Origin of the sequence: Amycolatopsis sp. MEPSY49 (assembly GCF_051337345.1) — a bacterium.
In the GTDB taxonomy this organism is placed as follows: Bacteria; Actinomycetota; Actinomycetes; order Mycobacteriales; family Pseudonocardiaceae; genus Amycolatopsis.
Map to the genome: position 1 here is coordinate 194,590 of NZ_JBDLYJ010000005.1, position 23,272 is coordinate 217,861.

At 70.4% G+C, this 23,272-nt stretch carries 20 protein-coding genes and 2 tRNA genes; 12 read left to right on the forward strand and 10 right to left on the reverse strand.

Features of this window, described 5'->3' with window-relative positions; genetic code table 11:
• Nucleotides 1-8: 8 nt before the first annotated feature.
• The 3 genes from ABFJ78_RS24015 (at nt 9) to ABFJ78_RS24025 (ending at nt 3,206) form a co-directional block, all read left to right on the forward strand.
• Nucleotides 9-665: a response regulator transcription factor gene (locus tag ABFJ78_RS24015; RefSeq protein ID WP_436388598.1), complete on the forward strand. Its 657-nt coding sequence runs from the start codon at nt 9-11 to the stop codon at nt 663-665.
• Complete coding sequence (locus ABFJ78_RS24020; protein WP_436388599.1) at nt 662-1,744, forward strand: sensor histidine kinase; 1,083 nt, start codon at nt 662-664, stop codon at nt 1,742-1,744. Before ABFJ78_RS24015 ends, ABFJ78_RS24020 begins: the two co-directional genes overlap by 4 nt.
• A gap of 253 nt (nt 1,745-1,997) precedes the next feature.
• Nucleotides 1,998-3,206 carry a chitinase gene (locus tag ABFJ78_RS24025; RefSeq protein WP_436388600.1) on the forward strand — a complete coding sequence of 403 codons (1,209 nt, stop codon included), beginning with the start codon at nt 1,998-2,000 and terminating at the stop codon, nt 3,204-3,206.
• On the opposite strand, the gene ABFJ78_RS24030 is transcribed toward ABFJ78_RS24025, so the two are convergent.
• Nucleotides 3,203-4,294, reverse strand: coding sequence for a dihydrofolate reductase family protein (locus tag ABFJ78_RS24030; RefSeq protein WP_436388601.1), 1,092 nt, complete (start codon nt 4,292-4,294; stop codon nt 3,203-3,205). The two genes, ABFJ78_RS24025 and ABFJ78_RS24030, sit on opposite strands and share 4 nt — an antisense overlap.
• Nucleotides 4,295-4,380: 86 nt before the next feature.
• On the opposite strand from ABFJ78_RS24030, the gene ABFJ78_RS24035 reads away from it, so the two are divergent.
• Nucleotides 4,381-4,632 carry a hypothetical protein gene (locus tag ABFJ78_RS24035; protein WP_436388602.1) on the forward strand — a complete coding sequence of 84 codons (252 nt, stop codon included), beginning with the start codon at nt 4,381-4,383 and terminating at the stop codon, nt 4,630-4,632.
• 241 nt (nt 4,633-4,873) lie between these two features.
• Here ABFJ78_RS24035 and ABFJ78_RS24040 read toward each other — a convergent pair whose 3' ends face one another.
• From ABFJ78_RS24040 to ABFJ78_RS24050, 3 genes are all read right to left on the reverse strand, one after another.
• Nucleotides 4,874-6,106 carry an aldehyde dehydrogenase family protein gene (locus ABFJ78_RS24040; RefSeq protein WP_436388603.1) on the reverse strand — a complete coding sequence of 411 codons (1,233 nt, stop codon included), beginning with the start codon at nt 6,104-6,106 and terminating at the stop codon, nt 4,874-4,876.
• A gap of 54 nt (nt 6,107-6,160) precedes the next feature.
• Complete coding sequence (locus tag ABFJ78_RS24045; protein ID WP_436388604.1) at nt 6,161-6,934, reverse strand: M50 family metallopeptidase; 774 nt, start codon at nt 6,932-6,934, stop codon at nt 6,161-6,163.
• Nucleotides 6,935-7,659: 725 nt separating this feature from the next.
• Nucleotides 7,660-8,565 carry a DNA-3-methyladenine glycosylase family protein gene (locus ABFJ78_RS24050; protein ID WP_436388605.1) on the reverse strand — a complete coding sequence of 302 codons (906 nt, stop codon included), beginning with the start codon at nt 8,563-8,565 and terminating at the stop codon, nt 7,660-7,662.
• A 143-nt stretch (nt 8,566-8,708) separates the two neighbouring features.
• Between ABFJ78_RS24050 and ABFJ78_RS24055 the strand changes: the two genes are divergently transcribed.
• From ABFJ78_RS24055 to ABFJ78_RS24065, 3 genes are all read left to right on the forward strand, one after another.
• Entirely contained in the window at nt 8,709-9,461 is a 753-nt protein-coding gene (locus ABFJ78_RS24055; protein WP_436388606.1) for a methyltransferase domain-containing protein, read from the forward strand.
• A 39-nt stretch (nt 9,462-9,500) separates the two neighbouring features.
• Nucleotides 9,501-10,823, forward strand: coding sequence for a M20 family metallopeptidase (locus ABFJ78_RS24060; protein WP_436388607.1), 1,323 nt, complete (start codon nt 9,501-9,503; stop codon nt 10,821-10,823).
• A 98-nt stretch (nt 10,824-10,921) separates the two neighbouring features.
• Nucleotides 10,922-11,971 (forward strand): S1C family serine protease, encoded by a 1,050-nt coding sequence (locus ABFJ78_RS24065; RefSeq protein WP_436388608.1) that lies wholly within the window; start codon nt 10,922-10,924, stop codon nt 11,969-11,971.
• Between the two features lie 117 nt (nt 11,972-12,088).
• On the opposite strand, the gene ABFJ78_RS24070 is transcribed toward ABFJ78_RS24065, so the two are convergent.
• Nucleotides 12,089-12,466 carry a DUF3224 domain-containing protein gene (locus tag ABFJ78_RS24070; RefSeq protein WP_436388609.1) on the reverse strand — a complete coding sequence of 126 codons (378 nt, stop codon included), beginning with the start codon at nt 12,464-12,466 and terminating at the stop codon, nt 12,089-12,091.
• Between the two features lie 67 nt (nt 12,467-12,533).
• The gene (locus tag ABFJ78_RS24075; protein ID WP_436388610.1) at nt 12,534-14,069 is read right to left on the reverse strand and encodes a helicase HerA-like domain-containing protein; all 1,536 of its coding nucleotides are present in this window, start codon (nt 14,067-14,069) and stop codon (nt 12,534-12,536) included.
• Nucleotides 14,070-14,171: 102 nt separating this feature from the next.
• On the opposite strand from ABFJ78_RS24075, the gene orn reads away from it, so the two are divergent.
• The 3 genes from orn (at nt 14,172) to proP (ending at nt 16,557) form a co-directional block, all read left to right on the forward strand.
• Nucleotides 14,172-14,780, forward strand: coding sequence for an oligoribonuclease (gene orn / locus ABFJ78_RS24080; RefSeq protein WP_436388611.1), 609 nt, complete (start codon nt 14,172-14,174; stop codon nt 14,778-14,780).
• Between the two features lie 77 nt (nt 14,781-14,857).
• Nucleotides 14,858-14,933, forward strand: a tRNA-His gene (locus ABFJ78_RS24085).
• A gap of 220 nt (nt 14,934-15,153) precedes the next feature.
• Nucleotides 15,154-16,557, forward strand: coding sequence for a glycine betaine/L-proline transporter ProP (gene proP / locus ABFJ78_RS24090; protein ID WP_436388612.1), 1,404 nt, complete (start codon nt 15,154-15,156; stop codon nt 16,555-16,557).
• On the opposite strand, the gene ABFJ78_RS24095 is transcribed toward proP, so the two are convergent.
• Nucleotides 16,554-17,738 (reverse strand): L,D-transpeptidase, encoded by a 1,185-nt coding sequence (locus tag ABFJ78_RS24095; protein WP_436388613.1) that lies wholly within the window; start codon nt 17,736-17,738, stop codon nt 16,554-16,556. The genes proP and ABFJ78_RS24095 overlap by 4 nt on opposite strands.
• 166 nt (nt 17,739-17,904) lie before the next feature.
• Here ABFJ78_RS24095 and ABFJ78_RS24100 point away from each other — a divergent pair.
• Nucleotides 17,905-17,977, forward strand: a tRNA-Lys gene (locus ABFJ78_RS24100).
• A 1,109-nt stretch (nt 17,978-19,086) separates the two neighbouring features.
• A complete protein-coding gene (locus tag ABFJ78_RS24105; RefSeq protein WP_436388614.1) occupies nt 19,087-19,998 on the forward strand; it encodes a CPBP family intramembrane glutamic endopeptidase in 912 nt (303 codons plus the stop codon).
• Here ABFJ78_RS24105 and ABFJ78_RS24110 read toward each other — a convergent pair.
• The 3 genes from ABFJ78_RS24110 to ABFJ78_RS24120 all read right to left on the reverse strand — a co-directional run bounded on the left by ABFJ78_RS24110 (nt 19,989) and on the right by ABFJ78_RS24120 (nt 23,272).
• Nucleotides 19,989-20,657, reverse strand: coding sequence for a response regulator (locus ABFJ78_RS24110; protein WP_436389005.1), 669 nt, complete (start codon nt 20,655-20,657; stop codon nt 19,989-19,991). The genes ABFJ78_RS24105 and ABFJ78_RS24110 overlap by 10 nt on opposite strands.
• The gene (locus ABFJ78_RS24115) at nt 20,654-21,661 is read right to left on the reverse strand and encodes a sensor histidine kinase (protein WP_436388615.1); all 1,008 of its coding nucleotides are present in this window, start codon (nt 21,659-21,661) and stop codon (nt 20,654-20,656) included. Before ABFJ78_RS24115 ends, ABFJ78_RS24110 begins: the two co-directional genes overlap by 4 nt.
• 489 nt (nt 21,662-22,150) lie before the next feature.
• The gene (locus ABFJ78_RS24120; protein WP_436388616.1) at nt 22,151-23,272 is read right to left on the reverse strand and encodes an epoxide hydrolase family protein; all 1,122 of its coding nucleotides are present in this window, start codon (nt 23,270-23,272) and stop codon (nt 22,151-22,153) included.

A 23,272-nucleotide genomic window follows, 5' to 3' on the forward strand; every position in this document is an offset into this window, starting at 1 on the left:
ATCGGGGCATGCGGGTGCTGGTGGTGGAAGACGAGCCGATGCTCGCGGACGCGATCGCGGAGTGGCTGCGCGACGAGTCGCACGCGGTCGACATCGCCCACGACGGCGGTGCCGCGCTCGACCGGATCGCCGTCCACGACTACGACGTCGTCGTGCTCGACCGGGACCTGCCGGTCGTGCACGGCGACGACGTCTGCCGGCAGGTCGTCGCCTCCGAGGCGGCGACGCGGGTGCTGATGCTCACCGCCGCCGTCGAGGTCACCGACCGCGTCGCGGGACTGTCCCTCGGCGCCGACGACTACCTGACGAAGCCGTTCGCGTTCCCCGAGCTGGCCGCGCGCATCCAGTCGCTGGGGCGGCGCTGCCGACCGGCCGCGCCGCCGGTCCTGTGCCGCTCCGGCGTCACGCTCGACCCGGCGCGGCACGAGGTCTTCCGCGACGGGCGCTACCTGCCGCTGTCCAAAAAGGAGTTCGCCGTGCTCGCCGAGCTGCTGCGCGCGGACGGCGCGGCCGTGTCCGCCGAGCACCTGCTGGAGAAGGCGTGGGACGAGCACGCGGACCCGTTCACCGGCGCGGTCCGGCTCACCATCCTCAAGCTGCGCCGCAAGCTCGGCGACCCACCGCTGGTCGAGACGGTCACCGGCGTCGGCTACCGGCTCCGGTGAGCCTCCGGCTGCGGCTGACCGTCCTGTACGGCGGCCTGTTCCTGCTGGCGGGCGGCGTGCTGCTGGGCGTGACGTACCTGCTGTTCACCCAGCAGGTCGGCCGGCGAGTGGCGTTCGTCGTGGGCACCGCGCCCGCCGGGCTGCCCCCGCTGCCCTCACCCGAGTCCCTCGACGAGCAGGCGCGGCAGGTGCGCGAAGCGGCGGCGACGTCGTTGCTGACGCAGGGGGCGATCGCGCTCGGCGCGGTGGCGGTGCTGGCGGCCGGCGTGGGGTGGCTGGTGGCCGGCCGCGCGCTGGCGCCGTTGCGCCGGGTCACCGACACCGCGCGCGGCATCGCGGCGGCGGCCGACCCGGGCGGCCACGCGCGGATCGCGTTGCGCGGCCCGGCCGACGAGGTGAAGGACCTCGCCGACGCGTTCGACGTGATGGTCGAGCGCCTCGACCGCTCGTTCGACGCGCAACGCCGGTTCGTCGCGAACGCGTCGCACGAGCTGCGCACGCCGCTGACGCTGAACCGGTCGCTGGTCGAGGTGGCGATGCACCGCCGCACGGCGTCGGACGACGTCCGGCAGCTCGGCGGCAAGCTGCTGGAGATCAACGCGCGGCACGAGAAGCTGATCAGCGGATTGCTGCTGCTGGCCCGGTCGGAAAGCGCGCTGACCGAGCGCTGCCCGGTGGACCTGGCGGCGGTGGTCGCGCACGTGGTGCCGCCGGGGGTTCTCGCGGATCTCGGCGAGGCGACGGCGCTGGGTGACGCGCTGATGCTGGAGCGGCTGGCGCACAACCTGGTGGAGAACGGGCTCCGCCACAACGTGCCGGACGGCTGGGTGCGCGTGACGACCCGGGCGTTTCCGGGGCGGGTGGAGCTGGAAGTGGCGAACAGCGGGCCGGTGATCCCGCCGGCCGAGGTGCCGGCGCTGTTCGACCCGTTCCACCGGCGGGCCCGGGTGGCCGCCGAGGGCGCCGGGCTGGGGTTGTCGATCGTGCGCTCGGTGGCGCACGCGCACGGCGGCGAGGTCGTCGCGACAGCGCGGCCGGAAGGCGGCTTGGTGGTCGTCGTGTCGCTGCCCGCGGGGTGAGGACTCGCGGGCAACGTCGCCGGACCGGCGGGCAACCACCGCGCGCGAACGCGGCCGTCGCCTTACTCTCCCGCTCGCCCGTCGCGTCGATCGCGTTCCGGCTCACCCGAGCGTTGCGCTTTCCCTGACCAATATCGGATATTCCGGCGCTTATCGCCCGCCGTTTCCCCCTATCCGACCTTCGCGTCTTGACTTCATCAATGGTCTAGTCCAATAGTTTGTCCACCCTCGATCCCCACCGGGAGGACAGATCATGCGCAGGAGCAGACTGGCCGCCATCGGGCTCGCCGCCGCCACTTTCGCCGCCACCGCCGTGAGCCTCGTGCTCGGTGCGCCGTCGGCCACCGCGGCGTTGAGCAACAACTGGTATGCCGCCGCGCCCTACCTGATGCCCGTGAGCAACAACCCGCCCGACCCGATCACCGTGATGAACGCGACCGGGCTCAAGGCGTTCCAGCTGGCGTTCATCCTGGCGCCCAACGGCGGCGGCTGCAGCCCGACCTGGGACGGCACCAACGCGGTCTCCTCCGACACCACGGTCGCGAACGTGATCTCGCGCATCCGGTCCAACGGCGGCGACGTCTCGGTGTCCGTCGGCGGCTACGGCGGCACGAAGCTCGGCCAGACCTGCGGCACCGTCGCGGCGACCGCCGCCGCCTACCAGCAGGTCATCACGAAGTACTCGCTCAAGGCGATCGACTTCGACCTGGAAGAGCCCGAGTACGAGAACACCGCGGCCATCGCGAACGAGCTCGGCGCGGCGAAGACGTTGCAGGCCAACAATCCCGGCCTGTTCGTGTCGGTGACCATGCCGGGCACCGCGGCCGGCACCGGCTGGTTCGGCACGCAGCTGCTCGACCAGGCGAAGTCGATCGGCTTCTCGCCCAACAACTTCTCGATCATGCCGTTCGACGGCGGCTTCAACGGCGGCTCGTCGCAGGTGTCGGCGCTGGAAGCGCTGCACGGCCTGCTGATGTCGCACATGGGCTGGGACAGCGCGACCGCGTACTCGCACGAAGGCTTCTCTGGCATGAACGGCAAGTCGGACGCGGCGGAGATGTTCTACCCGGCGGACTTCCAGACCGTCTACGACTACGCGACCAGCCACGGCCTCGGCCGCTTCACGTTCTGGTCGGTCAACCGCGACCGCGCCTGCGTCGGGACGACCGACAACGGCGTCTGCAGCAACGTCCCGCAGAACGACTGGGACTTCACGAAGTTCAGCGTCCGGTTCGCCGGCGCGACGCCGCCGCAGACGACGCCGACTCAGCCGACGACGACCCCGACCACCCCGGGCACCGGCTCGTGCACCGCGGCGGAGTGGGACCGGACGAAGGTCTACGTCAAGGACAACGTCGTGTCGCACAACAGCCACAAGTGGACGGCCAAGTGGTGGACGCAGGGCGAAGAGCCCGGCACCACCGGCGAGTGGGGCGTCTGGGCGGACAACGGCGCCTGCTAGAACGCGAGGTGGGTGTTCTCGCGCTGGACCTCCGGGGTCAGCGCGGGAACCTCGACGACGTGCCGCCCGGCTTCGCGTAGCAGCTCGGTGCCCCGGGCATCGACGAAGACGGGCGGCTCGCGCCAGGCGAAGACGATCCGCGGGATCCCGGCGTCGAGGATGAGCTGCGTGCAGCTGCGCGGGTGGGAGCTGCGGTGGCTGCACGGCTCCAGCGAGCTGTACATCGTCGCACCGGCCAGGCGCGGGTCACCGGCGCACTTGGCGAGCGCGGCTTCCTCGGCGTGGTTGAGCGGGTCCCCCTCGCCGGAATGCCCGGTCGCGACGACTTCGCCGTCGGCGTCGGTGACGACGGCCCCGACCCGGAAGGTGTGGCTCGGCGGGCATTCGGCAGCGAGCGCGATGGCTTCCCGCAGCCGCGCGATGTCCCGGCCGGTCGGTTCGTCCGCCGCGCGGTACCGGAGGATCGCCATCCCCTGCAGTTCTTCGGCGCTGGTGAGGGTCAGCGGACGCGGGTAGAGCCCGGGCCCGACGAACCGCGGCGCGTCCGGCTGCCCGACGAAGAACGGCGCGATCGCGAGCCGCAGCTCGTCGGCGAGACCGTCGGTGAGGAACCGGGTGTGGATCCCCCCGCCGCCCTCGACCAGGAGGTTTTCGATGCCGCGCGCGCCGAGGTCGTCCAGGATCCGCGCGAATTCGGGCGGATTCCCGGCATCGACGACGGTGGCGACGTGCTTCAGCGTGTCGGCGGCACCGGGCGGGGCGTAGACGATCTTTTCGGTGTCCCCGACGGTGAAGAACTGCGCGTCCGGGTCGAGGCCGCGGGTGGTGACGGTGACCTTGACGGGTTGTTCGGGTTTCCCTCGTTCGAGACGTTGTCGCCGCAGCTCCGGGGACCGCACGAGCAGCCGCGGGTTGTCGGCCCGCACGGTCCCGGCGCCGACGAAGATCGCGTCGGCCTCGGCCCGCAACCGGTCCACGACGGCGAAGTCGTCCTCAGTGGACAGCACGAGCCGCTCGGGCGAGGTGTCGTCGAGGAAGCCGTCGAGCGACTGCGCGGCGGACAGCAGGACGTGCGGCCGGGTGATCACGCGGCCCAGTATGCCGTAACGCCTTCGGCCGTCCGGGCGTCTCACGACGTATCCCTGTCGAGCCCATCCCCCGGAGCTTTCTGAACATGACAACGCGAGGCTGGTACAAGGAGCGGACGCTGACCACGGTCGACACGGTCGGCCGGGAGGTGTCGGTGACGACCGGGCTCACCCGAGACCCGGAGGGCCGCCTGGTGGCGGCCATAGCGATCAGCGACGGCCCGACGGCGATCTACCGCTACGCGGGCGAGGTGGGAGAAGGCACGGAGCTGGTGTGCAACGCGACGGACACGGTGAAGGAACTCCGCCGGCTGGCGAGCATGGGGCCGACGATCTGACGGAGGTCGGGCCGGAGTGCCGCGGCTGCCGGCGTGGCCCGCTACGGGCGGACCCGCCGCGCGGTGCCAAAGCGGCCGCTTGCGCCCGGGCGGTCCGCCTGGCTGCCTCGGCCTGCGCGCGAGCCGCTCGCCCGCGCGAACCGCACCCGGATCGCGCGGTCAGCCGATGCGCGGGAGCAGTGACTCCTGCCCGGCCGGCGGCTCCGAGCCGGGCCGGCCGTGGATGCGCCCCGTCCTGGTGTCAGGCGGGCAGGACCGCGTACTGGCGGACGTAGAGGTCCGTGTACGTCACCGGGCCGCGGGGACCGGGGACCTTGTCGAGGTTGATGCCGGTTTCCGGGACCGCGAGCAGCTTGAAGCCGTCGAGGAGGCGGGTCGGGGCGTTCCAGAAGACGCCCGTGCCGGTGTAGCCGTCGAAGAACGCGTCGGCGGCCGACGTGTCCTCGGTCGCGATGCCCGCCGCCAGGCCCGAGGTCTGCTCGTTGGCGATTTCGACCGCGTCGGCGAGCGCGCCGACCTTGGCCACCGTGACCGTGGCCTCGCGGTCGGAGTCCAGCGCCCACTCGTAGCCGATCGCGTGCTCGTGCGGGGCCAGCGACGGCGTGACCCCGCGCTCGGCCAGCGCCTCGGCGATGCCGGGCCAGACGTCGTCGTGGATGCCCTCGTGGATGAGCAGCAGGTTCAGCCGGTTGCACACGCCCAGCCGGTCGAGGCTCGCGAAGACGAGGTCACGCACCTTCGTGACGTCCGCGCCGCGGTCGACGTACAGGACGCCGCCGCCGTCGGCGTGGGCCAGCGTGCGCACGCCGTGGACGGCCGCCTCGGTGGCCAGCGCCCGGGTGCTGTCTCCGCTGCCGCGCAGGATCACCAGCGGGACCAGGTTCGGCAGCCGGACCAGCGCGGACGCCGCCTCGCGCTCCGTCCGCGGCACCAGCTGGACGCAGTCGGCGTCGATGCCGGCCTCGGTCAGCGCCGGGGCGATGACGACCTCGCGCAGCCGCTGGGCCGAGCCGAGCGCGGCCGAGCCGGTGCGCAGCACGCCCGCGTTGCGCGACTTGACCAGCTGCGACGCCACGTCGACGGTCACGTTCGGCCGCGCCTCGTAGTTCGCGCCGATGACGCCGACCGGGCGTCGCCGCTCGACCAGCTTCAGCCCGCCGTCCAGGGTGGACACGTCGACCGAGCGCTCCTGGTGCGGGGCGCCGGCGAGCAGCCGCAGCTGCTCGGCCATGCCGGTCAGGCGCTCCGGGGTGATGGTGAGCCGGTCGAGCAGACCGGCACTCATCCCGTCGGCCTTCGCGCGCTCGACGTCGGCCTGGTTCGCCTCGAGGATCTCGTCGCGGTGGGCGAGCAGCCGCTCGGCCATCCCGGTCAGGGCGGCGTCGACGGCCTCGGCACTCGCGGCGGCGAGCGACGGCGCGGCCAGCTTCGCCGCCCGTGCGCACTCCTCCACGGCCTTGGCGACCTCGTCCATCGTTCGTCTCCCTCCGCGCGGACCAGCGGAGACCAGTTTGCCGCATGGGCGTGGCTAGGCGGCCACGGGCTCCAGCAGCCACAGCCCGCCGGCGATCAGGCAGCTGATCGTCGCGACGGCGAAGACCAGCACCCACAGGACCGGCGGCACCGCGGTGAGCCGGCCCAGCTGGTCGGCGTCGGAGTCGCGAGCCTGGCCGCGCCGCCGCTTGACCTGCAGCTCGACCACCGGCCGCACGCCCCCGAACAGCAGGAACCACGTCACGAGGTAGCTGAACGGAGCCTGCACCTCGACCGGCGCGACGAACGCGACCAGCGCGAGCACGACGGCGCTGACGACGACGGTGAACACCCCGTAGGCGTTGCGCACCATCACCAGCACACCGAGCAGCAGCAGCGCGATCAGGCCGAGGACGGTCCCGACCAGGTCGGCGCCGAGCAGGCTGGCGAACAGCAGCCCCAGCACGGACGGCGCCAGGTACCCGGCCATCGCGGTGAAGGCCATGCCCGGCCCTTCGGGCTTGCCGCGCGAGACGGTGACGCCCGAGGTGTCCGAGTGCAGCTTGATGCCCTGGAGCCGCCGCCCGACCAGCACGGCGGCCAGCGCATGCCCGGCCTCGTGCACGATGGTGACGCCGTTGCGCGCCATCCGCCACGGACTGCCGCCGACGAGCACGACCAGCAGCGCCACCCCACCGGCGACGAGCGTGATGACGGCGGGGGTCTGGGCCTGCTCGAGCAGCGACGGCGTGGTCGCGGCCGCACGGAGGGCAGCACCGACGCCGGCGCGGGCCGGGTCGCCGAGCGCGAGTTGAACGGGCGAGCTCACCCGGACACCTCACCACAGGCGACATCTGGCTACGGTGAGTCCCCACGGCTCGCGGTTTCGCGGCTTCGGGTAAGGGGTCGATGCGGTCTCCTTCCTGGGTTTGGTCGCGATGGGCTTCGGCGGTGCCCGGACGGCGGGATCGGGACGGGGGGCGGGGCCGGCGGTGCTCGCGCACCGGCGAGTGAGCCGCGGGCTTTGGCGGGCGCGAGCCCAGTTGGGTCGAGCGGGCGGCCGCCGGACTCGAGTTGGCGGCACCCGCTCACCAGTGGGTCAGCCGCGCCCCGGCGGCCGCGGGCCCAAGCAGGCAGCCCACGCTGCCGGAATCGAGTCACCCCCAGGCCGGGCGGTACTCGCTCGCCGGCGGACGAGCTGGGGCACTGGCACGCGCCGCCGCGCGAGGCGACCGAGCGGTCGTCCGAATCGAGCCGGGCCCGGCCTAGCAGCGCCTGCTCACCGGCGCGTGAACCACGGCCCTGGCGGGCGCGGGCACACGCGGGTCGGGCGGGCAGCCACTCACATCGGGCCAGGCTCGGGCAAGCAGCGCCTGCTCACCGGCGAGCGAGCCGGGGGCATTGGCGGGCGCAGGCACACGCGAGACGACCCGGCGGCCACTCACATCGAGCCAGGCTCGGGCGAGCGGGCCTGCCCATCACCTCGTGAGGCGAGCGGGGCGCAGACCGGCACACCGACATGCCACCCAGCCGACCCAGTGCCCGGCTCTCAGCTCATCGGGACTCCCTCATCCGGGCCTCTCCCTCCACCCTGAACAGGAACGACGCCCAGCTCCGGAACGGCGCCCAGGCTTCGGCGATCTCCGCCAGCTCTTCCACTCCCGCGTCCGGGACGTGGTACGCCTCCCGCATGATCTCGTGAAGGCGCGTTTCCGCTCTCGGGAACACGTCCGGGTGGCCGGCCCCGCGGATCAGGATCAGCTCCGCGGTGAACCTGCCCACTCCCGGCAAGACTTGTAGCCGTTTCAGTGCTTCGTCCGCCGGCATCGAGCGCAGCGAAGCCGCGTCGAGCACGCCGTCGGCGGCCGCTTCCGCGATCGCTCGCAAACGCTGCATCTTCGGCCCCGACAAGCCCGGCAGGTACTCCAGCTTCGCCAGCACCGCGGGTGCCGGGAACGACGTCAGGACGCTGCCACCGACCTCGACCTTCGTTCCGTGGCGCTCGGCCAGGCGGCGGCGCAGGCGGACCGCCTGCGTCATCCAGATGCGGTGACTCAGCACCGCCCAGCACGCCGCTTCGTACGGGGACGCGAACAGCACCGGGCGCAACCCCGGGTGCAGGCCCCGCAGCAGGGACACCACCGGGTCGCGGCCGGCGACCTCGCGGAAGCCGGTGCCGTCGATGTCCAGTGAGCACATCCTCGTCACCTGCGCCACCGCCGCCTCCGCCGCCGCCGAAGGCGGGCCGTGGACCTCGACCGACACCTCGCCCGGCGATCTCTGGCGCAGCACCGCTCCCACCGGTGTCCACTCGCCGTCGAGCGGGAACGCCACCCGGAGCGCGCCGGGTTCCGCTTCCGGCTGCCCGGCCGGCGCGAAGCCGGTCAGGAACCTCGCCGCCGCGGCCAGGTCGAACTCGCCCTGCACCGTCATCTCGTTGCCCAGCATGGAAATCGTCATCTCTCCTCCTCGGATCGGGACCTCGCCTGCGACGCTAGGCCGGGGCACCGACAATTCCGGGGCTCGAACGCCTGAGCCCGCGGATTGTTCACTCGATCGAGTGCAGCAAATTTGACATACTGCCGGTATCCGAGAGGAGCGCAATGCCGACGAAGACCGCCACCGAACGCCTGGAAGCTCTGCTCGACGCGCCCGCGAAGGCCGGCGACGGCTACCTCGACCTGCTGGGCCCCGCCACCCAGGCCGGCCCGCCGACCGGCCTCACCCAGCGCCTGATGCGCACCACGCTCCTCCCGCAGGTCTACGAGCGATACTGGCGCCCCGCGCTCGGCCGCGCACTCAAGGGCCCACTCGGGCCGAGCATGGCGGGCGAAGTCCGGATCGCGACGAAGCTGCTCGCCCTGAAACCCGGCGACACCGCGCTCGACGTCGCCTGCGGGACCGGCCGGTTCACGCGCGCGTTCGGCGCGGCCGTCGGGCCGGACGGGCTGGCCGTCGGTCTGGACGGCGCGCGCACGATGCTCCTCAAAGCCGTCGCCGAAGGTGGCCCGGACTCCGTCGCCTACCTTCGAGCCGATGCCGTGCACCTACCCTTCAAAGAGTCCATTGTGGACGGCTTGTGCTGCTTCGCCGCCCTCCACATGTTCGCCGAACCCGAGACCGCATTGGACTCCTTCGCGCGCGTACTGAAACCCGGCGGCCGGATCGTGCTGCTCACCAGCGCCCGGCGCGGCTGGCAACCCGCGCGAGTCGCGGAAACCGTCGGCGGGATCCTGAGCGGGCAGCGGATGTTCGACCGCGGCGAGATCGCCGCGAGCCTGCGCGCCCGCGGGTTCACCGGGATCACCGAGCGGTACGCGGGCGTCACGCAGATCGTGGCGGGCCGGCTGAGCTGAGCGCCGCGGACTGTCGGTGCCGGCGGTTAGCATCGCCCCATGACCCACCACGAGCCCGTCCCGCCCGACGACAGCTACCTGCGTTCCCTGGTCGAGGCCACCGCCGAGGCCGTCGCGGCCGCCGAACCGCTGTCCTCGCCGCACACCGGCGCGGACGAGGCGACGCGGGCCGAAGTGACCGCCGAGGTCGAGCGCAGTTCACCCGATCTGGTGGCGTTGAGCCAAGATCTGCACGCCCATCCCGAAGAGGGGTTCGCCGAGCACCGCTCGGTACGGGCCTTGGCAGACCTTCTGAAGCGCCACGGCCACGAAGCGACCGTCGGCGTCGGCGGGCTCGACACCGCGCTGCGCGTCAGCACGCCGGCCCAAGATGGCCCGCACATCGCCGTCCTCGCCGAGTACGACGCGCTGCCCGGGCTCGGCCACGCCTGCGGTCACAACGTCATCTGCACCACCGCCGCGGGCGGCTTCCTCGGCACGGCCACCGTCGCCGAGCGGCTCGGTGGCCGCGTCAGCCTGATCGGCACGCCGGCCGAAGAAGGCGGGGGCGGCAAGGAGATCCTCGCCCGCGCCGGCGTGTTCGACGACGTCGACGCGGTGATCATGCTGCACCCGTTCAGCCACGACGTCGCGCTGCACCCGTTCCTCGGCCGCCGCCAGCTGGAGATGGTGTTCCACGGCGTCGGCGCCCACGCGAGCGCGCAGCCGTTCATGGGCCGCAACGCCCTCGACGCCGCCGTCGCGGCCTACCAGGGCGTTTCCGCGCTGCGCCAGCAACTCCCGCAAAGCGACCGCGTCCACGGCGTGTTCACCGACGGCGGCGCGCGGCCGAACGTCATCCCGGCGCGCGCGGCACTGCTGTTCTACCTGCGTTCCCAATCCCCCGACACCCTGCGCGACCTCGCCGCCCGCATGACGTCGATCGCCGAAGGCGCGGCGGCGATGACCGGGTGCGGGGTCGAGCTGATCTGGGACGCCCAGGCCGCCTACCTGCCGATCCGGTTCAACACCGCGCTCGCCGGGCGCTGGTCGGTCAACCAGGCGGGCACCGGCCGCAAGCCGCTTCCCCCGGGCATCGTGCCGGAGTCGCTGACCGGCTCGACGGACCTGGGCAACCTGTCGTACCGGATGCCCGCGCTGCACCCGATGCTCGCCGTCTCGGGACCGACGGTCGCGTTGCACACCAAGGAGTTCGCGGCCGCGGCCGGTTCGGAGACCGGCGACGCGGGCGTCCGGGACGGCGCGCTGGGGCTGGCCCTGACCGCCGCCGACTACCTGGCTGACGCCGAGCTGCGGCAGGCGGTGCACGACGAGTTCGAGGCGGCGGGAGGAGCACTGGACGTCCCGTCGTTCTTCGCCTGACGCCTGAGGATTGCCTGAGTTTTCTCAGCTGATTCTTCTCAGCAAAGCCTGAGGTATTTCCACAGGCTGCTCACAAGCACGGGCGCGAATCTGGTGCCATGACCGAGAACGAGAGTCGGCCCGGCCCCGCCTCACCCGGTGGGCACCAGCCGCACCAGAGCACCCAGCAGTACGGGCCGTACGCGCAGCAGCCGCAGCCGCAGCCGCCGCACTACGGCTATCAGCACCAGGCCGCGCCGAACCCTCTGTTCACGCACCAGCCGCCGGCGGGCCAGGCGCCCACGGCGCTGAAGACCAAGCCGCGCAAGGGCGGCCGCGTCGCGATGTTCGTCAGCGCGACCGCTCTCGGCGCCGCGCTGGTCGGCGGGGTCGGCGGCGCCGCGATCGTCGGCCTCACCACGAACTCGGCCGACGGCGCGACGACGTCGGTGAGCACCCCGGCCGCGAGCGGGCAGACGGTCGCCAACTCGACCGCTTCCGGCGACGTCAGCGGCGTCGCGGCGAAGGTGACGCCGAGCGTGGTCCAGATCAACGTGACCACCAGCCAGGGCGAGGCGATCGGCTCCGGCGTCATCCTCACCTCGGACGGCCGGATCCTGACCAACGCCCACGTCGTCGACGGGGCCCAGAACGTCGTGATCACCACGTCCGACGGCAAGAAGTACCAGGCCAGCGTGGTCGGCGCGGACACCAAGGCGGACATCGCCGTGGTCCAGGCCCAGAACGCCGGCGGCTTGACCGCGGCGACGCTGGGCGACTCGAGCAAGCTGGTCGTCGGCCAGCAGGTGATCGCGATCGGCTCGCCGGGCGGCCTGCAGAACACCGTCACCACCGGCATCGTCAGCGCGCTCAACCGGAACCTGTCCGACATCGGCGAGGGCCAGCAGCAACAGCAGTCGCCGTTCAGCCGTACGTCGAACCAGGCGCAAGACTCGCCGAGCTACACCGCGATCCAGACGGACGCCTCGATCAACCAGGGCAACTCCGGCGGCGCGCTGGTCGACGCCCAGGGCAACGTCATCGGCATCAACTCCGCCCTCTACAGCCCGACGGCCTCGGCCAACGGCTCGGCGGGCAGCGTCGGGATCGGCTTCGCCATCCCGATCAACGACGCCAAGAAGATCGTCGACCAGATCGTGAACAACTAGGACGCGGACGGGCCGTGGTCGGGGCGGCCCGTTCCCTACCCGCTTTCGGGGAGCGGGGAATGAGCGAAGGCCGTTTCGAGAGTCAATCGGGGGCTCTCGAAACGGCCTTCGCGCTGTCTACAGGTCGTAGCTGAGGACCAGCTTGTGGTTCTGCTCGGCGTCCATCTCGATGTTCGCCGTACCGGAGATCCCGGCCAGCTCGCCGAAGCCCGAGCCGGTGAGGATCTTGAGCGTCAAGCCCGAGTCGTCGGCGGTGTGGTGCAGGACGAAGCCGCCCTTGCGGCCGTCGACCGAGACCTCGAGACGTTCGAAGGCGACGTACGCGCGCGAAGTCGCGTTGGACGCCGAGAGCATCTCGACAGTGCTGGTCCCCTCGACCGCCCCGGTGAACGTCTTCGCGATGGCCACCCGGGCGAACTCGGTGCCGCCGGCCTCCTCGGTCGCCTGCGGCTCCCACTTGTCGAGGACGAACGACGCGGTCGCGGTGCTGGTCATGGCTTTCCCCTGTCTCGATGGTGGAGCCAGCTTGGCAGCCATACCTGACAGGATGCGTCAGGTTTTGTCAGCGCCTCCGGTTGCCGAACAGCCCACGCGTGATCTCCCGGCCCAGCGCGCTCGCCGCGGACCGCATGAACGACTTCACGGCCGGGTTCTTCATCGCCGACTCGATGAATCCCGGCTCGTCCTTGTCCGGAGCCGGAGCCGGAGCCGGCGCTGCGGGAGCGTCCGGCGATGGGGCGGGTCCCGCGGCGACCTTGGCCGCCAGCTTCTCGTAAGCGGACTCCCGGTCGATCGTCTCGGCGTACTTCGCGTGCAGGTCGGACGAAGAAACCGAAGCGGCGACGGCCTCGTCGCCGATCGAGCCCATCTTCGACCGCGGCGCCCGCAGCCGCGTCCACGCCACCGGCGTCGGCGCGCCCCGCTCCGACAGCACCGTGACGATCGCTTCGCCGATGCCCAGCGACGTCAACGCCGTGTCGAGCTCGTAGAACTTCGTCTTCGGGTACGTCTTCACGGTCTTGGCCAGCGCCGCCTGGTCGTCCGGGGTGAACGCCCGCAGCGCGTGCTGGATCCGGGCGCCGAGCTGCGAAAGCACGTTGTTCGGGATGTCCGTGGGCAGCTGCGTGCAGAAGAACACGCCGACGCCCTTCGACCGGATCAGCTTCACGGTCTGCTCGATGCGTTCGAGGAACGCCTTCGACGCGTCGTTGAACAGCAGGTGGGCCTCGTCGAAGAAGAACACCAGCTTCGGCTTGTCGAGATCGCCCTCCTCCGGCAGTTCCTCGAACAGCTCGGCGAGCAGCCACATCAGGAACGTCGAGAACAACGCCGGCTTCGACTGCAGGTTGGCCAGCTCAAGCAGCGTGACGACGCCCGTGCCGTCGCGTGTGCGCATGAGGTCGTGGACGTCCAGCTCGGGTTCGCCGAAGAAGTCCTCGCCGCCCTGCGCTTCGAGGTTGGACAGGGACCGCAGGATCACGCCGGCTGTCGCGGCCGAGACCCCGCCGATGCCCTTGAGGTCCTCCTTGCCCTCATCGCTGGTCAGGTGCGTGATCACGGACCGGAGGTCCTTTGTGTCCAGCAGCGCGAGGCCGCGCTGGTCGGCCCAGTGGAAGATCAGCCCGAGCGTCGACTCCTGCGTCTCGTTCAGCCCGAGCACCTTCGACAGCAGCACGGGCCCGAAGCTCGTGATCGTCGCCCGGATCGGCGAGCCCTTCCCGCCGGTCCCCAGCGACAGGAACTGCACGGGGAACGCCGTGCCGGACCAGTCGTCGCCCAGCTCCTGAGCGCGCTTCGCGACCTTGTCGTTCGCCTCGCCGGGCGCGGCCAGCCCGGACAGGTCGCCCTTCACGTCCGCGAGCACCACCGGCACCCCTGCCGCCGACAGCTGCTCCGCGACCAGCTGCAACGTCTTCGTCTTGCCCGTTCCGGTCGCGCCGGCCACCAGGCCGTGCCGGTTCAGCGTCGCCAACGGCAGGCGCACCGCGGCCGCGGCGTCCGTCTTGCCGTCGATCACGACCGCGCCCAGCTCCAGCGCGGCACCCTCACTCGCATAACCGGCGGCGATCTCACTCGCCGGCGACCCCTGCTCGGTCACTCTCAGCTCCCCGATCGTGTGTCCTGGACCACACCGGGAGCGTAACGCGCCGTACGCACAGGTAACGCCCGTCGTATCCCCGTGTCGGGTTAGGGTCACCAGGTGACCGACCGCCTAGTCTGGATCGACTGCGAAATGACGGGGCTCGACCTCGGCAAGGAAGCGTTGATCGAAATCGCCGCCCTCGTCACCGACGCGGAGCTGAACGTGCTCGGCGACGGAGTCGACATCGTCATCCACGCCGACGAGGAAAAACTCGCCGGGATGCCCGACGTCGTCCGCGAGATGCACGCCCACTCCGGCCTCACCGAAGAGGTCCGGCGCTCCACCGTGACCCTCGAGGAAGCCGAACGCCGCGTTCTCGAGTACATCCGCGAGCACGTACCCGAGTCGGGCACCGCCCCGCTCGCCGGCAACTCCATCGCCACCGACCGCGGCTTCATCGCCCGCGACATGCCGGACCTCGACGCCCACCTGCACTACCGCATGGTCGACGTCTCCTCCGTCAAGGAACTCGTCCGCCGCTGGTACCCGCGGATCTACTACGCCAAGCCGGAGAAGGGCCTCGCCCACCGAGCCCTCGCCGACATCAAGGAATCCATCGGCGAACTCGACTACTACCGGCGCGTCGCCTTCGTCCCGCAACCCGGCCCGACCAGCGACGAAGCCAAGGCCGTGGCCGCTGAAGTGCAGGAACAGCACCAGGGGTAACCCCCTGAAAACCGGTCGAGGGCACCCGCTACGATTGCTGACAGCAAGGTGATCGCAAGTGGATCCCCTTGGCGATGGTGGGCGTAGCTCAGCTGGTAGAGCACCTGGTTGTGGTCCAGGAGGTCGCGGGTTCGAAACCCGTCGCTCACCCCATCACCCCGGCATGGTCAGGGCCTTGCGGCCCTTTCCCTTTGTCGGGGTTTCGCCTTTTGTGGGGGCCGAGCCCCCACGCCCCCGCCGGGGGCTTCCCCCGGACCCCCGTCCCGTGTGGTCACTTTCCAGGGCACCCGTCCCGTGTGGTCACTTCGGTGGCAACTCTCACGACCGGATGGCTCAGCGTGCGAGCCGCCGAATGGCGGTGCACCGTGTTCTGGTGGCACGTTCAGGACCGAAGCTCAGGCGGAAGAAGAAACTGCGGTACGAGGACATCACCGTCGTCGACCAGTCGTTGCTCAAGCGGGCGGTGGGGGCCGCCGCGCTCGGGAACGCCATGGAGTGGTTCGACTTCGGCGTCTACGCCTACATCGCCGACACCATCGCCGAGGTCTTCTTCCCCGCCAGCGTCGCACCCGGCGTGCGGCTGATCGGGACCTTCGGGGCCTTCACCGCCGCCTTCCTCATGCGGCCGCTCGGCGGGCTCGTCTTCGGACCGCTCGGCGACCGGATCGGACGGCAGAAGGTCCTCGCCGTCACCATGATCATGATGGCCATCGGGACCCTCTGCATCGGGCTGATCCCGTCCTACTCGAGCATCGGCGTCTGGTCGCCGATCCTGCTCGTGGTCGCGCGGATGGTGCAGGGCTTCTCCACCGGCGGCGAGTACGGCGGCGCGACCACCTTCATCGCCGAGTACTCCCCCGACAAACGACGCGGGTTCATGGGGTCCTGGCTCGAGTTCGGGACACTGTCCGGGTACGTGCTCGGCGCGTCCGTCGTCACCGGGATGAAGACGTGGGTCCCCCACGAGACGCTGCTCGACTGGGGCTGGCGCGTCCCCTTCCTGGTCGCCGGGCCGCTCGGGATCATCGGCCTCTACCTGCGGCTCAAGCTCGAGGAGACCCCCGCGTTCCAGAAGCACGCCGAGGAAGCGGAGAAGCGCGGGCGCTCCGGCGAGCCGTTCTGGAAGATGTTCACCGAGTACTGGCCCGCGCTGCTCATCTGCGTCGGCCTCGTGCTCGTGTTCAACGTCACCGACTACATGCTGCTGTCGTACATGCCGACGTACCTGTCCGAGCAGCTGCACCTCGACGCCACCCACGGCCTGCTGCTGATCATCGTCGTCATGGTCGTGATGATGCTGCTCATCCTGGTCGGCGGGCGGATCACCGACCACGTCGGCCGCAAGCCCGTCATGATGGCCGGCTGCGTCGGGTACGTCGTGCTGTCCTGGCCGCTGATGCTGCTCGTGCACGACGGCGGTCTCGTCGTGACGTTCCTCGGGCTGATGGGCCTCGGCCTGCTGCTGCTCTGCTTCGAGGTCTCGATGCCTTCGGCGCTGCCCGCGCTGTTCCCCACGGCCATCCGGTACGGCGCGCTGTCGATCGCGTTCAACGTCTCGGTGTCGCTCTTCGGCGGCACGACCCCGCTGGTGATGCAGTCGCTGATCTCGGCAACCGGCCACGACTTCTGGCCGGCCTGGTACCTGATGGCGGCCGGCGTGGTCGGCGCCGTCGCGGTGTACTTCAGCCGCGAGACGGCGAACCAGCCGCTGTGGGGCTCGGGCCCGTCGGTCGCGACGGAGGCCGAGGCACGTGAGCTGGTTCGCGACTCGGGTTAGTTGGCCGCCGTCCGCCACTCGTCCCAGGACAGCTGCCAGACGCTCCAGCCGTCGGCGGCCTCGAGCTTCGGGCCCCCGCTGTTCTGGACGGTGACGATGTCGCCCTTCTTGGACGTGTCCATCAGCCACTTCGTGTTGTCGGTCGAGAGGTTGAGGCAGCCGTGGCTGACGTTGCTGTGGCCCTGCTGCCGCACCGACCACGGCGCGGAGTGGTAGAAGATGCCGCTGTAGGACAGGCGCACCGCGTACTGGACGAAGGTGCTGTACCCGCCGGGAGCGTCCTCGGGGACGCCGTAGGTGGCGGAGTTCATGGTGTAGCCGGTGTGCTCGCTCATGACGGTGTAGGTGCCGGCCGGCGTGTTGTGGCCGGGCTTGCCCATGGAGGTCGGCATGGTCTTGACCTCCTTGTCGTTGATCGTGACCGTCATCTGGTGGGTCTGGCCGTCGGCGACCGCGACGAGCTTGTCGCCGACGGCGGCGTTGATCGTCTTGTCCTCGCGGCCGTAGCTGCCCTTGCCGAGCGCCTTGCCGTAGACGGCGGCGGCCACCTTGATCTTGGTGCCGCTCTTCCAGTAGTCCTTCGGCCGCCAGGTCACCTGCTTGTCGCCGGACCAGCGGAAGGCGCCCTCGGTGGCCGGCTCGGCGGTGACCTTGAGCGCCTTCTCGGCGGCGGCCTTGTCCGCGACGTTCCCGGTGAAGGTGAAGATCAGCGGCATCCCGACGCCGACGGTCTCGCCTTCGTCGAGGTTCACCGAGACGCCGAGCTGGCGCGCGGGCTTGACGGTGCTGAAGCTCGACTCGGCGCTGACCGGCTTCCCGTCGGTGCCGGTGGCGGTCGCGGTCAGCTTGTAGGTCTTGTTGTAGCCGAGCGGCTCGGCGGAGTCCCACCCCGACCCGTCGGCGCGCGCCTTCCCGGCGACGACCTTCCCATCGGCCCCGGTGAGCTTGACCTCCCCGACCTTCCCGTCGGCAACGGTGACGCTGACGGGCTCCCCAGGAGCAACGTCCTTGGCATCCTTGGCGGGAGTCAGCGTGAGCGCGGCCGCCTTCACGGGGACCGGCGGTTTGCTCTGAGACGACGTCGGCGCCGGCGGTTCACCCGAAGGGCTACTGCTGCAGCCGGCCACCGTGAGGCCGATCACCCCCGCGGCCAAGAGCAGCCGCACCCCCGAACTCGTCATGCCCACCTGCCTGTTTCGCCGTCGATGTCCGACTACAGTGTGCCCGACCAGCCCCGACACGGGTGCGGCAACGTCGAAACTCGGGTTGGGGACCCCCCGTGAAACGGCCTCCGAACCGGGTGCTAATCTTTTCCACGTCGCCGAGGGAAACCTCCGGCAGACACCGGCGCCATTAGCTCAATTGGCAGAGCAGCTGGCTCTTAACCAGCGGGTTCGGGGTTCGAGTCCCTGATGGCGCACCCCCACTCCCCAGGTCGAAGATCCCTTCAACCTGGGGATTTGTGGTACCTGGAGTCGTTTCTTCCGCTTCCCTTCCGTCCACAATGGTCGGTGAAGAGCCCGAGATGTGCCCGAGCGGTCGCGACGCAGTCCGCGGGATGATCTTGGCGGTTGCCTCGGCCGCGGCCAGCGCTACCTCAGGCCGCACGGTGGTGTAGGTGTGCGAGGTCACGGTGATCTAGGAGTGCCGCAGCACGTGCTGCACGACCTTCATGTCCACCCCCGCCGCGAGCGCCAGCGTGGCAGCTCCGTGGCGTAGATCGAGCAGCCGGATCGGCGGCAACCCGGTTCGACGGGTCAGCTCCTGGAACCGGGCGGTGACATCGGCCGGTTGCAGCGGGCTGCCGTCAGGCTGGGCCGATGGTGTCGACGTGAAAGAAGTCCACGGCGAGCAGGCCCTGGATTCGGCGTGTCCCCGTCGCGGATTTCTTGTGCCAGGCGCCGAACCAGCCTGCGAATCTCTTCGGCCGTCGGTGGACGCCCTGTCCGGTGTGAGTAGGTCCACTTCTTTTGGACCAAACGGCGGTGCCAGGCCAGGAGTGTGGCTGGCGTGTGACGATTCGGCATGTCCTGAGCGGGCGTGGTAGCAGCCTGCCGAGGGCAGACAGGATCGCCCGGTCTGCAAGTGACATGACGATCACGAGGGCTACCAGCGGGACTGCTCGGCCAACCTGCCGATCCAGGCCCAGAGCGGCCTTCCTCACGACATGCTCGCCGCCGCGCCCATAACGCAGGAACGCCTGTGGCATCCTCACCGCGGTTGGGCTCCATGCGAGGCTCACGGCATCCGTGCCTCCCCCGGTTTGGGCGGGACTTCTGGTCGCTACCTCCATTCCGGTTGTGGTGGCGAGCCGCGGTTCCGCTGTCGTACCCGGAAGGCGGCAAGGCCGAGTACGGCCGCGGTGTAGCCGCAGAGGACCACGAGCCAGGCCCATCCGGGCAGGGGAAATAGCCCGCGGATGGCGCCGACGACGACTCGCAGCGCGGTGAGCTGTGGGTACCGGACGGACGGTGAGGCCGCTGGCGCGCAGATCAGCTGCCGAGCTTGTCGCCCGATGCCTTGTCCCCCGTGAGAGCTACAGCCAATGTTCTCACCACGGGGATTCCTGGATGCCCGAGGAAGGCTAGCTTTCCCGGCATGAAAGCGAAGACGGACACACCCAGCAAGTTCCGTTTCCCGATCCTGCTCATCACGATGCTCGCCGTGGTGGCGATCGCGAGTCTTGTCAACGCGGGCCTGTCCGGCCTCGGTCCACTCTCGGTCGTCGGCGGTGTCGCCACCGCGGCAGCCGGACTCTTCGTGTACACCCGCCTGTCGAGGCGGCTCGAACACCGCCGCAGCGTCCCAGAGCTGGCCCGGGTCGAGGCACTTCCAGGGCTCCTGCGCGGAGCCGCGATCGGCGCCGGCGCCTTCGTCACGACGATGCTGTTCATCGGGTTGTTCGGCGGCTGGGACCACTTCGCCAGTGGCTCGTTCTGGGGGTTTCTGACCAGCGTGGGCGTGATGGCCGGCGCAGCAGTCAACGAAGAGCTCCTCTTCCGCGGCGTGATCTTCCGAATCACCCAGGACCGGTTCGGCACGTGGATCGCAGTGACGCTGTCAGCGGTCCTGTTCGGCGGCTCGCACCTGCTCAACACCGGGGCGACGCTGTGGGGCGCATTCGCGATCGCCATCGAAGCCGGGGTCACGCTCGCCATCTGCTACGCCGCCACCCGCTCACTGTGGCTGCCGATCGGCTTCCACTTCGCCTGGAACCTTTTCGAGTCCGGAGTTTTCGGCACCACCGTCTCCGGCGCCACGGGCACCGCGCACGGCCTGCTCACCACCACGCTGTCGGGCCCAGCGCTTCTCACCGGGGGCTCCTTCGGCCCCGAAGCGAGCCTCATCGCGGTGCTCGTCTGCTTGGCGCCCATCGCGTACTTCCTCCGCAAGATCAAGCGCCACAACCTGATCGTCCGGCGATCCGCAGCTCAGTCCTGAACCGCGACCAGCCCCGACTGGTACGCCAGCACCACAGCCTGAACCCGGTCACGCAGGTTGAGCTTCATCAGGATCCGCGACATGTACGTTTTCACCGTCTCCGAGCCGATCAGCAGCTCCGCCGCGATCTCCGCGTTCGACAGGCCCTGCGCGACCAGCCCCAACACCTCCCGCTCGCGGGGCGCCAGGGCATCCAGCGCCTGTCGACGCGGAGCCTCTTCGGCGGGGCGGATGCGTTCGGCGAACCGGCCGATCAGCGTACGCGTGACAACCGGTGCCAGCAGCGACTCGCCCCTGGCGATCGTGCGAACGCCGTTTATCAGTTCCTCCGGTGGTGAATCCTTCAGGAGGAATCCGCTGGCGCCGGCCTTGAGCGCCGCGTAGACGTACTTGTCGACGTTGAAATTCGTGACGACAAGAATCTTCGCCGGGTTCGCGACCCCCGCGCCCGCCAGCCGCGTCGTCACCTCGATCCCGTCCATCAGCGGCATTTGGATGTCCATCACGATCACGTCCGGCTCGAGCCGCAGCGCCGCCTCGAGCCCGCTCGGCCCGTCCGCCGCTTCACCGACCACTTCCAGGTCGGGCTGCGAGGTGAAGATCGTCGCGTAACCGGCCCGGATCAGCGCTTGGTCCTCGCAGATCAGTACCCGGATCATGCCCCGCTCTTCGTCGGAATCCTCGCCCACACCCGGAATCCCCCATCAGCGTCGGGCCCCGTCACCAACTCGCCCCCCAAGCCTTCCACTCGCTCCCGCAACCCGCTCAACCCCCGTGCACCCGAAAGCTCCCGTTCCGGCGTCATCGTCCTGCCTGCGTTGGCCACCTCGATCTCCACGGCCGTCACCGTGTAACCGATCCGCACGCCCGTCGGACATCCCGCGGCGTACTTCATCGCATTGGTGAGTGCTTCCTGCACCACCCGGTATCCCGCCAGCTCCACGTTCTCCGGCAGTACCATCGCGACCCCCTCGACCACCAACTGCACCGGCTGCCCGCCGCTCTTCGTCAGAGCCACCAGCTCCCCGACGTCAGCCAACCCGGGCACTTCACTCGCCTCGGCCCGCTCGCCGGTGGCCTCCAGCACGCTCAGCAACGACCGTAACTCCTTCAGGGCCCGCCGCCCCGTCATGCCGATCGTGTCCAGCGACTCCTGTACGCGCTCCGGTGGGCCCGTCAGGTACTTCGTCGCACCAGCCTGCACGACGATCGCGGTCACGTGGTGGGTCACCACATCGTGCAACTCACGCGCGATGTGTGCCCGCTCCGCCGCCTTCACACCCTCGGCCTCCAACCGGCGCCGCGCCACCTCTTCCGCGCGCCGCGCCCGCACCAACGCGCCGATCCCCGCGCACATCATCAAGGCCGCGTAGAACACCACATAGTCCGCGATCCCCTCCGGCGAACGCCGCAGGACCAAGGCCAGGCAGAATCCGAGATACCCGGCGGTGCTCACGATCGCGACGGTCCAGCGGTGCCTCTCCTGCAGCGCACCGACCGAATACAGCGCGGCCAGCAGCCCCAATGTGCCCGCCGTGGCGGGGTACGCAACCACCTCGTGCACCGCAAAACATGTCGCAATCACCGCGAACGTCGCGGCGGGCCACCGCCGGCGGCCCGCAAGTGGCACCGTCATCCCCAGCGTGAGCAGGACGGCGAACACGTCGGGCGGCCGTTTCGGCAGATCTCCGAAAACTCGCCCCGAGCACGACCGTGAACGGCAGGAACCCGAGAACGGTGAGGACAACGGCCAGTACGGGATCGGCCATCGGGCCCGTGAACCAGCGCACCGGGCGCTTCGACATGGCGGCAGTCTAGCCTGGCGGTTCTGCTGGTTTTGCCACGTCAACCGATTCCTGCCACACCAGCGATGCGATTTCCGGGCGACCTGGGCAAAATCGGCGAGGCGGCTGGGGCGGTGGCCTTGATGCCAGAGGGTTTCGGCCACCGCGTCGCGCACGCGGGCGCTACGCCGGACTCATCAACCAGCAGGCATGACCGCTACCCGCCCACCCGGCGACTGAGCGGCGACAGGGCCTAGTGCAGGCGAGAAGGTGCCGCGTCGCAGCTCCCGCCCAGACGCGTGCGACAAACGTCGAGGCGCCGCAGACATGACGGCCGCGGAGCCGCTCCGACCGCTGCATGGTCGGTCTCACCGCAGTTGGCGGAAGAACTCGGTGATGTCGTCGGCGAGCAGTTCGGGCTCTTCGTGGGCGGCGAAGTGTCCGCCGCGTGGCATCGACGTGTACCGGGTGATGTTGTAGGTGCGTTCGGCCCAGGAGCGCGGGGGCTGGGTGAGGTCGGCGGGGAAGACGGCGACGGCGGTGGGCACTTCGACCTTTTCCACGCGCCGGGTCAGGCCGCGGGCGTACTCGTAGTAGGAGCGGAACGACGTCGAGATCGTGCCCGTGAACCAGTACAGGGACGCCTGGGTGAGGACGAAGTCGTCGGTGAACCGGAACGACAGGTCGCCGCCCGAGTCGCTCCAGGCGCGGTACTTCTCGACGATCCAGGCCAGCAGGCCGGTCGGAGAGTCGGACAGAGCGTGGGCCAGGGTGAGCGGGCGGGTGTTCTGCTGATGCTGGTAACCGCCCTCCGCCGCGCTCCAGGTGGCAACCTGGTCGAGGTAGGCCTGTTCGTCGAGGGTGAGGCCGGCAGCGTCGTACTCCGGGGGTGCGGCGACGGCGAGCAGGTGGATTCCGGCCAGCGACTCCGGGTGGGCCTCACCCAGACGCGAGGTGATCCCCGCGCCCAGGTCGCCGCCGTGGGCGGCGTACCGGTCGAAGCCGAGCTCGTCGCGCATGAGCCGGTGCCAGATCTCGTGCGTCTGGAGCGCGGGCGGAAGCGTCGGGCGTTGCGGCGAGAACGCGTAGCCGGGCAGCGAGGGGACGACGACCGTGAACGCGTCGGACGCGTCGCCGCCGTGCTTCGACGGCTCCGCGAGACGCCGGGCGAGGCCGGTGAGCTCCAGGAAGGTGCTGGGCCAGCCGTGGGTCAGGACGATCGGCAGGGCGCCGGGCTGCTCGCCGTCGAACCGGAGGTAATGGACGGGCGTGCCGCCGATGGCGGCCGTGTGGTGCGGCAGAGCGTTGATCCGCGCCTCGTGGGTGCGCCAGTCATAGCCGGTGGCCCAGTATTCCGCCAGGCGGCGCACCTCAGTGGTGTCGGCGCCCGCTTCCCACCCATCGACGGGCCACCGGGTGGCGCGTAGCCGCGCGCGCAGATCTTCGAGTTCCGCATCGGTCACCGCGATCAGCGGCGGGTGGTCGGTCAT